Annotated in this window: 10 protein-coding genes; 4 read left to right on the forward strand and 6 right to left on the reverse strand. The window is 66.5% G+C overall.

Annotation, left to right across the window (positions count from 1 at the left end):
* The first annotated feature begins 19 nt into the window (after nt 1–19).
* Nucleotides 20–2,446 (forward strand): alpha-ketoacid dehydrogenase subunit alpha/beta, encoded by a 2,427-nt coding sequence (locus HHL22_RS00560; protein WP_169529037.1) that lies wholly within the window; start codon nt 20–22, stop codon nt 2,444–2,446.
* 86 nt (nt 2,447–2,532) lie between these two features.
* Here HHL22_RS00560 and HHL22_RS00565 read toward each other — a convergent pair whose 3' ends face one another.
* Complete coding sequence (locus tag HHL22_RS00565) at nt 2,533–3,096, reverse strand: hypothetical protein (protein WP_169529038.1); 564 nt, start codon at nt 3,094–3,096, stop codon at nt 2,533–2,535.
* 138 nt (nt 3,097–3,234) lie between these two features.
* On the opposite strand from HHL22_RS00565, the gene HHL22_RS00570 reads away from it, so the two are divergent.
* Nucleotides 3,235–4,251 carry an acyl-CoA synthetase family protein gene (locus tag HHL22_RS00570; RefSeq protein ID WP_169529039.1) on the forward strand — a complete coding sequence of 339 codons (1,017 nt, stop codon included), beginning with the start codon at nt 3,235–3,237 and terminating at the stop codon, nt 4,249–4,251.
* 126 nt (nt 4,252–4,377) lie between these two features.
* Entirely contained in the window at nt 4,378–4,866 is a 489-nt protein-coding gene (locus HHL22_RS00575) for a GNAT family N-acetyltransferase (RefSeq protein WP_169529040.1), read from the forward strand.
* A 280-nt stretch (nt 4,867–5,146) separates the two neighbouring features.
* Here the strand turns inward: HHL22_RS00575 and HHL22_RS00580 are convergent, their stop codons facing one another.
* On the reverse strand, nt 5,147–6,133 hold the full coding sequence (locus HHL22_RS00580; RefSeq protein ID WP_169529041.1) for an alpha/beta hydrolase: 987 nt from the start codon (nt 6,131–6,133) through the stop codon (nt 5,147–5,149).
* 172 nt (nt 6,134–6,305) lie between these two features.
* Here HHL22_RS00580 and pelA point away from each other — a divergent pair, with 172 nt between their 5' ends.
* Nucleotides 6,306–8,330, forward strand: coding sequence for a pectate lyase (pelA, locus tag HHL22_RS23690; protein ID WP_206680670.1), 2,025 nt, complete (start codon nt 6,306–6,308; stop codon nt 8,328–8,330).
* A 26-nt stretch (nt 8,331–8,356) separates the two neighbouring features.
* Here pelA and HHL22_RS00595 read toward each other — a convergent pair whose 3' ends face one another.
* From HHL22_RS00595 to fbp, 4 genes are all read right to left on the reverse strand, one after another.
* Nucleotides 8,357–9,154 carry a rhamnogalacturonan acetylesterase gene (locus tag HHL22_RS00595; RefSeq protein WP_169529042.1) on the reverse strand — a complete coding sequence of 266 codons (798 nt, stop codon included), beginning with the start codon at nt 9,152–9,154 and terminating at the stop codon, nt 8,357–8,359.
* 11 nt (nt 9,155–9,165) lie between these two features.
* Complete coding sequence (locus tag HHL22_RS00600; protein ID WP_169529043.1) at nt 9,166–9,945, reverse strand: rhamnogalacturonan acetylesterase; 780 nt, start codon at nt 9,943–9,945, stop codon at nt 9,166–9,168.
* 73 nt (nt 9,946–10,018) lie between these two features.
* Complete coding sequence (locus tag HHL22_RS00605; protein WP_195809208.1) at nt 10,019–11,482, reverse strand: pectate lyase family protein; 1,464 nt, start codon at nt 11,480–11,482, stop codon at nt 10,019–10,021.
* A 157-nt stretch (nt 11,483–11,639) separates the two neighbouring features.
* Nucleotides 11,640–12,662, reverse strand: coding sequence for a class 1 fructose-bisphosphatase (gene fbp / locus HHL22_RS00610; protein WP_169529044.1), 1,023 nt, complete (start codon nt 12,660–12,662; stop codon nt 11,640–11,642).
* Nucleotides 12,663–12,719: the final 57 nt, after the last annotated feature.

Here is a 12,719-nt window from a genome sequence, read left to right on the forward strand (position 1 = left end):
CTCATTTCATCCCGTAGCTATGTCCGTACCCCTGCTTGCCGCTACCGAGGCGCCCGCCCTGCTGGCGCTCACCAAAGCCGATATCCTGCGCGATTATCGCCTGGGCTGGGAAAGCCGCTATGCCTCGCTGGCGGGCCGCCGCGAGGTATTTATGGGCAAGGCCAAGTTCGGTATTTTTGGCGATGGCAAGGAGCTGCCGCAGCTGGCTATGGCCCGCGCCTTTAAGCCCGGCGACCACCGCGCCGGCTACTACCGCGACCAAACTTTTATGGTGGCCATCGGCGAGCTGACCTGGGAGCAGTACTTCGCCCAGCTCTACGCCACGCCCAGCGCCGAGGCCGACCCCGCCACCGCCGGCCGCTGCATGAACGGCCACTTCGCCACCCGCCTGCTCGACGAGGATGGGCAGTTCAAAAACCAGAGCCAGACCAAAAATTCCTCGGCCGACATCTCGCCCACCGCCGGCCAAATGCCGCGCCTCGTGGGCCTGGCCTACGCCAGCAAGCTCTACCGCCAAAACGCCGAGCTGCACCAGTTCAGCGACTTCTCGACCCTAGGCAACGAGGTGGCGTTTGGCACCATCGGCAACGCCAGCACTTCGGAGGGCATGTTCTTCGAGGCCCTGAACGCGGCCGGCGTGCTGCAAATTCCGATGCTGGTGAGCGTGTGGGACGACCACTACGGCATCTCGGTGCCGGCCGAGTACCAGACCACCAAGCAAAGCATCTCGGCCCTGATGGCGGGCTTGCAGCGCGAGGGCGAGGGCGAAAGCGGCTTCGAGCTGTACGTGGTGCGCGGCTGGGACTACCCGGCACTGCTCGATACCTACCAGCGGGCCGCCGCCGTGTGCCGCGAGCAGCACGTGCCGGTGCTGCTGCACGTAACCGAGGTAACCCAGCCCCAGGGCCACAGCACCAGCGGCTCGCACGAGCGCTACAAGCCCAAGGACCGCCTGCGCTGGGAGGAGGAGCACGACTGCTTGGTGAAGATGCGCGAGTGGCTGCTGACCGAGGCCATTGCGGGTGAGGAGGAGCTGAAGCAAATTGAGAAAGAAGCCGCCGCCGTCATCAAGCAGGCCCGCACCACCGCCTGGGGCGCCTACTTCCATCCCATTCAGCAGGAGCGCGACGCGGCCGTGCGGGTGCTGACCGAGCTGGTGGCCGAAACCGGCACCGAGCATGACCTATCGGCACTAGTAAATAGCCTGCAAACCAACGTAACGCCCATCCGGGCCGACATTGTGCGCACCTTGCGCCGGGTGCTGCGCCAGGTGCGCGGCCGCAAGCCCAGCGCCGGCCGCCGCGCCGCCCAGCGCCTGCTCGAAGAGTGCCTGGCCAACAGCGCCGACTACTACAACTCCTACCTCTTCAGCCAGAGCGAGGAGGCCGTGGGCAACATCGAGGAGGTGCCGGTGCAGTACGCCGCCGATGCCGCGCCGGTAGACGGCCGCGAGGTGCTGCAGGCCTGCTTCCGGGCCAACTTCGAGCGCGACCCTAGGGTGCTGGCTTTCGGCGAAGACGTGGGTCACATTGGCGACGTGAACCAGGCCTTTGCGGGCTTGCAGGACGAGTTTGGCGAGCTGCGCGTGACGGATACCGGCATTCGCGAGTGCACCATTGTGGGGCAGGGCATTGGGCTGGCGCTGCGCGGGCTGCGCCCCATCGCCGAAATCCAATACCTTGACTATCTGGTGTATGCGCTGGCGCCCCTTACCGACGACCTGGCCACCCTGCAGTACCGCACCAAGGGCGGGCAAAAGGCCCCGCTCATCGTGCGCACCCGCGGGCACCGCCTGGAGGGCGTGTGGCACTCGGGCTCGCCCATCCAGATGATACTGGGTGCCATCCGGGGTATGCACCTGTGCGTGCCGCGCGACATGACCCAGGCGGCGGGCTTCTACAACACGCTGCTGCGCAGCGACGAGCCGGCGCTCGTGATCGAGTGCCTGAACGGCTACCGCCGCAAGGAAAAGCTGCCCAGCAACGTGGGTGAGTTTACCCTGCCCCTGGGCCGGCCCGAGGTGCTGCGCGAAGGCACCGACCTGACGATAGTAACCTACGGCGCCATGTGCCGCATCGTGCTCGACGCCGCCCAGCAGCTAGCCGAGGTGGGTATTGACGTAGAAGTCGTGGACGTGCAAACGCTGCTGCCCTTCGACACCGACCAGCTCATTACCGACAGCCTGCGCAAAACCGGCCGCGTGCTCTTTGCCGACGAGGACGTGCCCGGCGGCGCTACCGCCTACATGCTGCAGCAAGTGCTGGATAACCAACAGGCGTACCAGCTGCTCGACTCGGCCCCGCGCTGCCTTTCGGCCCAGGCCCACCGCCCGCCCTACGGCTCGGATGGCGACTACTTTTCGAAGCCCAACGCCGAGGACGTGTTTGATACCGCCTACGAAATGCTGCGCGAAGTGGAGCCGGCCCGGTTCCCGGCCATTTACTAGGCCCTAGGGTTTTCCAGCACGCAAAGAGGCCCCAGGACCGGCATTGCGCCAGTTCCTAGGGCCTCTTTGCCAGGCAAAGGCCTGGGTTATTTCGGAAATACCACGCTGTTGGTTATCACGGTATTGCTCTCGTGCAGGGCGCGGTCGGCGATGCTAATCTGGAAGCGGGCTTCCTCGCCAGGCCTATAAAGCGACTGATAGGCAAAGGCATACACCCGCGTGAGCGTACCCTTGATGGGCGCGCTGTGGTTTTCGGACGTAGTGGCAATGTGCTCGAAGCGGCTGTTGTAGGCCCCGGCCACCGTGCGGGCAGGCATCAGGCTGGTTAGGGGCACGAACGTACCGTTGGGCTGCTTGATGTAGGGCTCGATGAAGTAGTTGTTGTTGAAGCGGCTGGGGTAGGCGTAGGGCGACACGGCGCTTTCGGCCGAACTCAAACCTAGGTCGCCGTCGCCATCCTGAAAGCGGATGGTGATGAACACCGAGTCGATGGGCTGCGTGCCGCCGCTGGCGTAGTGGCGCAGCACGACGGAAGTATCGTCCACCGAAATTTCGGGCGTCACGGGGTAGTTGGGGGCTTTCAGGCAGCTACCCAGGCCTAGGGTAAGCAGGCCCACCGTACCCGCCAGCAAGAGTCGAAAACGTTTCATACGCGAAAAAGCTAGTATACTGCCCAAACAACCGGTGGCTGCCCCCGGTACCTAGGGCCAACGCCCGGCGACGCCGGTTTGTTGTAAGAATTGCCGAAAGGTAAGCCGGCCCCGCCCGCTTAACTAGCCCTTGCTTCTATGAGTTTCCGCGCCGAGTTTTTAGGCTCCCACTACCAGCACCTTACCCAGCTGGCCGCCCCCAGTTTCGAGGCGCGGGCCCTGGCCTTGTTTCAGTACCAGGCCCAGCACTGCCCGCCCTACGCCGCCTACCTGGCCGCCTTGGGCCGCGACCCCGCGGCCGTGCGCCAAGTGGCCGACATCCCGTTCCTGCCCATCGAGTTTTTTAAAACCCACGCCGTGCGCACCGACCCCGGCGCGTGGGAAGCCCAGGAGGTATTTCGCAGCAGCGGCACCACCCTGCAGCAGCGCAGCCGCCACCTCGTGCGCGACCCGGCCCTGTACCGGGCCAACGCGGCCGCCATCTTCGAGGCCGCCTACGGCCCGCTCGATTCCTGGATTTTCCTGGCCCTGCTGCCCTCGTACCTCGAGCAGGGCGAGTCGTCGCTGGTGGCCATGGTGGCCGATTTTGCGCAGCGCTCGGGCCAGCGCCAGGAGGCCTTTTTTCTGCGCGACCACCTAGGGCTGCTGCGGGCCCTAGGCGAGGCCAAGCGCCAGCCCGGCCGCCGCGTTATGCTGTTTGGTGTCACCTTCGCCCTGCTCGACCTGGCCGCCGAGGTAGGCGCCGCGCCCGAGCTGCAAGGCCTCACGGTGCTCGAAACCGGCGGTATGAAGGGCCGCCGCCGCGAGATGATACGCGAGGAGTTGCACGCCGAGCTGCACCAGGTATTTGGCCCCGCGCCCATCCACTCCGAGTACGGCATGACCGAGCTGCTCTCGCAGGCCTACTCACCCGGCGCGGGCCGCTTCTACTGCCCGCCCCAGCTGCAGGTGCTGCTGCGCGACCCCGCCGACCCATTTTCGATAGACGCTACGCGCCCCGACGGCGCCATTAACGTCATCGACCTGGCCAACGTGGACTCCTGCGCCTTTATCGAAACCCGCGACCTAGCTCGCCGCCACCCCGACGGCTCGTTTGAGGTGCTGGGCCGGCTGGATAACTCGGACATCAGGGGGTGCAGCCAGCTGGCGGCGTAGGCGGCGTGGTGTTGATATATACCTGGTAGCGCAAGTCCCCGGCTTGCGGTGAGTTTACGAAGGCTGGTAACGTAGCCTGAAAGCGGCGATAACTTCCGCAACGGATAAGTAACTATTTTGAGCAGAATGGGCGCAATAGAACAATTTCCCTTGAGACTTAGGCAAACCGAATATGCTGATTTAGCCGCTTTATTCCAGTTTCAGCTTGATAAAGCGGCTATTCATTTAGCCGCTTTTACTCCGAAGAATCCTGCGGATAAGGAGGCATATCTGGAGAAATTCGCCAAAATCTTAAAAGACCCCACTACCAACACGCAAACGATTTTACTTGGTGATAGTATCGTGGGAAGCATTGCAAAATTTGTGTTAGGCGGTGATGCTGAAATTACGTATTGGATTGATAGAAAATACTGGGGAAATGGTATTGCTACTGCTGCGCTTAAAACCTTTCTGACCATCGAAAGCACAAGACCTCTTATAGGGAGAGTGGCGTTCGATAATTTAGGGTCGCAGAAAATATTAGAGAGATGTGGCTTTGTAAAAATTGGCACCGACAAAGGCTTTGCAAATGCACGACAAGCAGAGATTGAAGAATTCATTTATAAGCTGCTGTAGCAAGTAGCAGTAGTAATACATACCCGCAAACGCTTTTGCGTCAGCTTCCTCAAGCACGGCGTCGCTCACTCGTCATGACTAGGCGCTCCACCACGTTGCGCAGCTCGCGGAGGTTGCTTTTCTACTACCAGCCCGCTCGCTGCTTGGCGGGCCGGCGTTTTCTACGGTGTTCACCACGTCCGCCTACCGCACCCTTCGCAGCTACCGTGGTTTGCCTGTTAACAATAGAGAGCCGGCGACCACGGGCGCACCCGCGCCGGCTACACCGCGTGGCTGCTGGCTACCGGGCGGGGGCCGGCAGCACGCGGCGCAGAAAAGCTACCGTATAGTCGAGTACCGCCGGAAACCAGGGCTCGAGCAGCGGGAACACGTGCGGCGCGTCGGCGAAGGTGTGGGCTTCGTGGTAGATGCCGTAGGCGTCGAGCTGCCGCGTGAAGTCGTCGCGCCCGGCGTGCATGCGGGCCACCCCGCTATTGAGGAACAGCGTGGGCGGCGCGGCGGCCGATACGTGACTAAGGGCGCCGGCCTGCTGCCACTGTGCCGGCTGGGCGGCGCGGGGTGCCCCTAGCCAAATGGTAGCTGCCGAAGGGCCCCGGCTGTCGTCGCCCTCGCCCGACTCAGGATGCGTAAACGCCAGGATACCATCGACGTCTACGAGCGCTTGCACAGCGCTGCTGTGGTGGGGCCAGCAGGCGAGGTCAGGAGCGGGGGCGCTGCCAGCGCCGGTAGTGGCCAGCAAGGCGGCCAGCTGGCCACCCGCCGAGAAGCCCCAGGCCGCCACGCGGGTGGTATCGAGGCGCAGGCGGCGGGCGTGGGCGCGCAGGTAGCGTAGGGCGGCCCGCAGGTCGAGCAGGGCGGCCGGGTAGGGAGCCTGGCCCGAGAGGCGGTACTCGGCAGTGGCCACCACGAAGCCCTGGGCGGCCAGCTGCCGGGCCAGCGGCCAGTGCTGGCTGGGGCGGCCCGAGCGCCAGCCGCCGCCGTGCACTACCAGCACGGCCGGGTAACCCGCGCGGGGCGGCCGGGCGCGGGGCGCAAACACGTCGAGGTGCAGCACCTGCTGGCCCACCCGGCAGTAGGGCCGGCCGTAGCGGCTGCGGATGCCGGCCGGCGCGGCGGGCTGGGCCAGCTGCACGCCGGGATGCTGCTTGCGGGCGCTACGCAGGGCGCTGTGCAGGGTAAAGGAAGTGTCGGCGGCCGGCGCCTGGGCTAGGGCCGGGACCGCGGCCCCGGCCGCCAGCAGGGCCAGGGTCAGCAATAGAGTGCGCATCGCAGGCGGCAGCATGGGTGAGGCTGCAAGTAACGCCGCCCCGGTCACTACCCGCCGGGCCGGGCCAGTGGCATCGTTGCCGGCATCGTTTGCGCGGAAATAAATAGCCTGGCCGCTTGGCCCCACTGGTTTCGGTTGGATTTTTAGCGCCCGTCTCCGCTTCCCACCCTCTATGAGCCCGTTGCTTTTCTTGCTGCTTTGGCTGCTGCAGCCCGCCCAGCGCCCGCTTACGGTAGCGGCCGACGGCACCGGCGACTTCAACACCATCCAGGCGGCGCTCAACAGCCTGCCGGCCACGGCCCCGCAGCCCCGCGTGGTGTACATTCGCAACGGCACCTACCGCGAAAAGGTGTACCTGGATGGCAAAAGCAACGTCGTGCTGCGCGGGCAAAGCGAGCGGGGCGTGGTGCTGACGTGCAGCCAGGCCCGCGACCTCTGGCACTGCGACCCGGCCGCCAACCACGACGACTGGGGCGTGGCGACCCTCAACCTGCGCAACTGCCCCGACGTGACGCTGGAAAACCTCACGGTACTCAATACCTACGGCTTTGAGCACCAGAGGCAGCCGCCCGTGGCCGTACCCTGCGCCGCCGACGGAGGGCAGCCCAAAACCGTGAGCGCCACCGGCCACCAGATGGCCCTGCGAACCATGCCCGGCACCGTGCGCCTGGTGGTGCGGCACTGTACGTTCCGGGCGCTGGGCGGCGACACGGTAAGCCCCTGGGACGTGGACGCCGGCCAGTACTACTTCCAGGACTGTACAATGGAAGGCGGGGTGGACTTCTACTGCCCCCGCGGCTGGGCCTACGCCGAAAACTGCCGCTTTGTGTGCCATAACACCAGCGCCGCCATCTGGCACGACGGCTCGGGCAGCGAGCAGGCCAAAACCGTGCTGCGCAACTGCCGTTTCGAGGGCGACCCCGGCTTTAAGCTGGGCCGCTACCACCGCGAGGCGCAGTTTTACCTGGTAGACTGCCGCTTCGGGCGCAACATGGCCGATGCCGACATCTACCAAGCCGCCTCGGGCACGGGCGCCAAGCGCTGGGGCCGGCGCGTGTACTACGCTGGCTGCCACCGCCGGGGCGGCGACTACTCCTGGCTGCAAGACAACCTGGCCAGCGCCCCCGGGGCTCCTCGCCCCCAAGACATTACGCCCGTCTGGGCCTTCGACCACCGCTGGAACCCGCTAACGGGCGCGCACGCCCCCGACGCGCCCACCCCCACCCTAGCGGCCGCGGCCGACAGCACCGCCGAGAAGATGCTGGTGTATCAGCGCAGCGTGGGCGGCTGGCCCAAGGCGGTGCACGAGCACAAGGTGGACTACGCCGCCCCGCTGCCGCCCGCCTTGCGCGCCGCTACCCTGGCCGACGCCGGCCGCCCCGACGCCACCATCGACAACAACGCCACTACCCGCGAAATCCGCTACCTGGTAACTGCCGCCGCCCGCACCCACAACGGCGCCTACCAGCGCGCCGCCGAGCGCGGCGTGCGCTACCTGCTGCGCATGCAGCAGCCCAGCGGCGGCTTCCCGCAATACTACCCCGACAGCAGCCTCTACCGCGCCCAGATTACCTACAACGACAACGCGATGGTGAACGCCCTGCGCGTGCTGCAAGCCGTGGCCGCCCGCCAGGGCGACTACGCCCTGCTCGACGCCGCCCTAGCCGAGCCCGCCCGCTTGGCCGTAGGACGGGGCGTGCAGTGTATCCTGGCCACGCAGTACCGGCAGCGCGGCCGCCTCACGGCCTGGTGCGCCCAGCACGACCGCCGCACCCTGCTGCCCTGCGCCGCCCGCGCCTTTGAGCTACCCTCGCTCAGCGGCGACGAAACCGTGGGCATCGTGGCGTTCTTGCTCAGCCTGGAGCAGCCCACGCCCGCGGTGCGCCAGGCCATAGAGGCCGCCGTGGCGTGGCTAAACGACGTGCAAATGCCTAACTTGGCCCTGCAGGAAGTAACCGACCCGCGCCAGCCCAGCGGCCGCGACCACCTGCTGGTGCCCCAGCCCGGCCACCGGCTGTGGGCGCGCTTCTACGACCTAACCACCAACCAGCCCTTTTACGTGGGCCGCGACGGGGTGAAGCGAGCCCACCTGGCCGACATCGAGAATGAGCGCCGCGTGGGCTACGCCTACGTGGGCACCTGGCCCGAGCAGCTACTCACCAAGGAGTATCCGCGCTGGTTGGCAAAGGAAAAATAGCCGGTCTTGGAAGGAAGTTCGGCTTCCTATTTAGTGGGTTGGGCATCGGGGCCGGCCGGGGGCGGCACGGCGTTTTTGGGCAGCGGCCGGGCTAGGTGCCCGGCCAGCGGCAGGTGCTGCGCCTGCATGGCTCGCACAGCCAGCTCGGCCATCTTGCGGGCGCCCAGCTCCGAAAAATGGGTGTTGTCGTGGCGGCCGTAGGGGTAGTTGGGGTGCTCGCCGGGGCCTAGGTCCAGAAACAGCAGCTTGGAGGTTTCGGGGCCGAACTGCTCCAGCAGCCGCCGGCTCTGCTCGTCCAGGTCGAGCAGCGGCACGTGGTACTCGGCGGCTACCGCGCGGGTGGCCGCCGAGTAGGCGGCGTGGGTTTCGGGCACCCGGCCGGCCGCGTCGAACTTGCGCCGGGTGATGGGCGTGAGCAGCACTGGCTGCGCGTGCCGGGCCAGTGCCTCGGCCACGAAGCGCGCCAGGTTGCGGCGGTAGTCGGCGGGCGGGGTGTAGCGGTCGGGGTACTGGGTAGCCTCGTCGTTGTGGCCGAACTGAATGAGCACGTAGTCGCCTGGTTGCAGGGCGTCCACGATGGGCTGCCAGCGGTTTTCGGCCAGGAAAGTGCGGGTGCTACGCCCGTTTTTAGCCCGGTTGTCTACTACCACCGTGCTGTCGAAAAAAGTGCGTAGCGGCATGCCCCAGCCCGTTTCCGGAAACGCGCCCGCCACCTTATCGGCCATCGTAGAGTCGCCGATGAGGTAGAGGTGCAAGGGCGGCGGTACGGCCGGGGCGGCGGCTAGCAGCATAGCCAGCAGCGGTAGCAGGCGCAGGATTCGCATGGCTGGAAAGGTTAGCGTGCCTGGGGGTCAACGGTAGCAGCGGCCTGACGCTGCACCGTGCGCCCAGCCAGCGGCAGGTGCTGGGCACGCAGCTCGGCCAGCACTAGTTCGGCCACGCGGCGGGCGCCCAGCTCGTTGAAGTGCGTGTCGTCCTGCTTGCCATCGGGGTAGTTGGGGTGCTCGCCGGGGGCTAGGTAGTTAAACAGCAACTTGGAGGTTTCGGGGCCGAGCTGCTGGAGCAGCAGCTGGCTGTCGTGGTCGAGGTCGAGCAGGGGTACTTGCTGCTCGCGGGCCACCTGGCGCACCAGCTCAGCGTAGTCGGCGTGGGTTTCCTGCACCTGTCCGGCGGCGTCGAACTTGCGCCGCGCCACCGGCGTGAGCAGCACCGGCGTGGCGCGGTGGGCGCGGGTTTCGGCCACGAAGCGGCGCAGCAGCGCCTGGTACTCGGCGGGCGGGGTGTAGGTTTTCTTGGTGGGCACCTCGTCGTTGTGGCCGAACTGAATGAGCACGTAGTCGCCCTCGCGTAGCGCCTCAGCCACCGGCTGCCAGCGGCTTTCCTCCACGAAGCTGCGGGTGCTGCGACCGTTCTTGGCCCGGTTGTCCACGCGCACGGTTTCGTCGAAAAACCCCGCGAACGGCATGCCCCAGCCGGTTTCCGGGTACGCCTTCGGCTCCTTGATGGACATGGTGGAGTCGCCCACCAGGTACACCGTGATGGGCGGGGCGGCCGGGGGGCGGGCCGCGGTGGCAACCAGGGCCAGCAGGGAAAATAGGGCAGTTTTGAGGCGCATAAAGGACTTAAAACAGAACGTCAGATTTCGGTAAGCTCAGCCTGACGTTCTTATTTGAGTATGACGACCCACTCTACTTGCCGCTCGTCGGCGCGGCCACGCTGTTGAGGTAGCTTTCCAGCCAGGGGTAGCCGTCGGGGGCCGGGGCGGCGCGGTCGGCGGGGTCGGCAGGGTTGAGGTGGTGCTGCCGCTCCCAGGCATCGGGCATGCCGTCGTGGTCGGTGTCGGGGGCCGGGGCGGGGCCGGCGCCTAGGTCGGGCCAGGCGGCGGCCGTGGCGGCGTAGGCGGTACCGTGGGGGTGGTTGCCCTGCACGTCGATGAGGCGGCCGGTGCGGCGGCGCACATCCTGCACCACGCGCTGGTCGAGCGCGTCGCGGGCGGGCAGGGTGCAGCCTACTTGCGTCAGTACCAGCTCGTACGCCTCCTGGGCGGGCTGGGTGGGCACGAGGGGCAGGTTAAAGCGGGCGCGCCGGCCTAGGCCGGCCGTGTCGGCGCGGGTGCCCTCGTGGGGCGCAATGCCCAGCCAGTTGTATTTGGTAGTGGCGGGCGCCCCATCCACGTAGTTGCCAGCCAGGTAGAGGTGGGGGTAGGGCAGCAGCGGCAGCTTGCGGAAGGGCGTCATGATCATGGCCCGGATGGGTACGCCGGCGCTGCTGCCGCTTTCGGTGCTGGGACCGGGCTTGTAGTAGTTGCCCACCAGGTTGTAGTTGCCGCCCTCGCCGCCATTGGTGCTGTAGGCGCCCCAGTCGTAGATGACGTTGTTCACGAAGTCCACGTTTTCCTGGCCGGCTGCGCGCGGCTCCAAGTTGCGCGAGCCGTCGAAGCGCGGGTTGCGGCCCTTGCAGTGCGCCAGCAGGTTGTGATGGAATGAGGCGTGCCGCCCGCCCCAGATGCCCCCGAAGCCGTGCTGCTCAAAGTCCTGGTCGCCGGTTTCGAAGTGGTAGGAGTAGTTAAGCGGCTCGCTTAGCAGGCACCACTGCACGCTCACGCTGTCGCCGGCATACACCGAGCACACCTCGTCGGTACTCCAGCTTAGTGAGCAGTGGTCGAGCACCAGGCGGTGGTTGCGGGTGCCGCCCAGCGCGTCGTCGCTTCCCGCTTCATCCACTTTCCCCTTATTTTGAAACCGGTCGCCCATTCGCACCCGAATGAAGCGCACGATGATGTTGTTGCCCTTCAGGCGCACGGGCTGGTCGGCCAGGCAAATGCCCTGGCCGGGGGCCGACTGCCCCGCCACGGTGGTATTGGCCGGCACGGTAAGCGGCTGCGCCAGGTGGATGGTGCCGGCCACCCGAAAGACAACCGTGCGCGGCCCTACTGCTTTGGCTGGCTGCTCCAGCGCGTAGCGCAAGGTGCCGGGCGTGTTGTCGTCGGCCAGCGAGGTTACTTCCAGCACCGTTGTGGGCCGGGCCGGGGTGCCGCGCCCGCCGCTGGTGTACTTGCCCGCCCCTTCCGCCCCTGGAAACGCGGGCAGCTGAGCGGCGGCCGGAACAATAGCAGCGAGAGCGAGCAGTAGCGGGGGCAGGACGGGGCGCATGGGGTGGGAGGGAACCGTGGGGAGGGTAATGGCGCAGGCAAGCCTACCGCCGCTCGGCCGGCGATACGACGCCTAGGCCGGTTTGCAAGTCGAAAGAATAACTCGTTTTCAAGGAGTTAGGTGCTAGGGTAGTAAGGGCGCACTACGCATCAGTTCGCTACGCTGCTGCCACGGCCTGCAGCTCGCGCACCAGCTCCGAAGAGCCCGCGAACAGGGGCACGCGCTGGTGCAGGTCGGCGGTGGGGGGCACGTCGAGCACGTCGGCCGCGCCGGTGGTAGCCACGCCGCCCGCCTGCTCGGTCACGAAGGCAATAGGGTAGCACTCGTAGAGCAGGCGCGACTTGCCGGTGGGCCACTCGGCGGTGGGCGGGTAGAGGTAGATGCCGCCCGTGAAAAGGGTGCGGTGGTAGTCGGCCGCCAGCGAGCCCACGTAGCGGGCCGTGTAGCGACGCTCCTTGCAGCGCGTGAGAAAGGTGCGCGCAAACTCCGGGAAATCAAACCAATTACCCTCGTTGCAGGAGAATACGCGACCGGTGACCGGAATGTGCAGCTGCGGGTGCGAGAGAAAATACTCCCCTAGGCTGGGCTCGTAGGTGAAGCCCGCCACGCCGTGCCCGGTGGTGTACACCAGCATGGTGCTGCTGCCGTAGAGGATGTAGCCCGCCGCCACCTGCGCCCGCCCGCCCTGCCGGAAATCCTCGGCCCGCGCCGGCCCCCCCAGGCGGCTCACGCGCCGGTAGATGCTGAAGATGGTGCCCGTGCTCACGTTGAAATCCAGGCTCACCGAGCCGTTGAGCGGGTTTAGGGCCACTACGTACTTGCCGGTGTGGTTGCCAGTGTCGAGGATGTCCGCGCTGGCCTCGCTCAGCACGGCGCAGCACTCGCGGCCGTTGGTGAGGGCGCGCACGAAGCGGATGTGGGCTTCCTCGCCCAGGCGGTGCCTAGGGGCACTTTCGCCCTCGGGGCCCACTGCGGCGGCGATGGCCGTGAGGCCGGCCCGGCTCACTTCGCGCACCAGTATCTTGCTAGCCAGGGCAATGTCGCGCAGCAGCTGGCTCAGCTCGCCGGTGGCAAACGGAAACTCGGCCTGCTTGCGCATGATGTAGCGCTCGAGGGTGGTGCCGACGGGCGTGGCCAGCTCGTCGCCGGGGTGCTGCGGTAGGGTGGCGGGTGGGTTCATGGAAAACAGCAAAAGGCTAATGAAGCGTCATGCTGCGCTGCGCTCAGCATGGCGTTC

Source organism: Hymenobacter polaris (genome assembly GCF_012927305.1).
In the GTDB taxonomy this organism is placed as follows: Bacteria; Bacteroidota; Bacteroidia; order Cytophagales; family Hymenobacteraceae; genus Hymenobacter; species Hymenobacter polaris.

What these genes read in the sequence shown, in the direction of transcription:
- HHL22_RS00560 (WP_169529037.1), top strand. Translation starts at nt 20, where the DNA reads ATGTCCGTACCCCTGCTTGCCGCTACCGAGGCGCCCGCCCTGCTGGCG.
- HHL22_RS00565 (WP_169529038.1), bottom strand. Translation starts at nt 3,096, where the DNA reads ATGAAACGTTTTCGACTCTTGCTGGCGGGTACGGTGGGCCTGCTTACC.
- HHL22_RS00570 (WP_169529039.1), top strand. Translation starts at nt 3,235, where the DNA reads ATGAGTTTCCGCGCCGAGTTTTTAGGCTCCCACTACCAGCACCTTACC.
- HHL22_RS00575 (WP_169529040.1), top strand. Translation starts at nt 4,378, where the DNA reads ATGGGCGCAATAGAACAATTTCCCTTGAGACTTAGGCAAACCGAATAT.
- HHL22_RS00580 (WP_169529041.1), bottom strand. Translation starts at nt 6,133, where the DNA reads ATGCGCACTCTATTGCTGACCCTGGCCCTGCTGGCGGCCGGGGCCGCG.
- pelA (WP_206680670.1), top strand. Translation starts at nt 6,306, where the DNA reads ATGAGCCCGTTGCTTTTCTTGCTGCTTTGGCTGCTGCAGCCCGCCCAG.
- HHL22_RS00595 (WP_169529042.1), bottom strand. Translation starts at nt 9,154, where the DNA reads ATGCGAATCCTGCGCCTGCTACCGCTGCTGGCTATGCTGCTAGCCGCC.
- HHL22_RS00600 (WP_169529043.1), bottom strand. Translation starts at nt 9,945, where the DNA reads ATGCGCCTCAAAACTGCCCTATTTTCCCTGCTGGCCCTGGTTGCCACC.
- HHL22_RS00605 (WP_195809208.1), bottom strand. Translation starts at nt 11,482, where the DNA reads ATGCGCCCCGTCCTGCCCCCGCTACTGCTCGCTCTCGCTGCTATTGTT.
- fbp (WP_169529044.1), bottom strand. Translation starts at nt 12,662, where the DNA reads ATGAACCCACCCGCCACCCTACCGCAGCACCCCGGCGACGAGCTGGCC.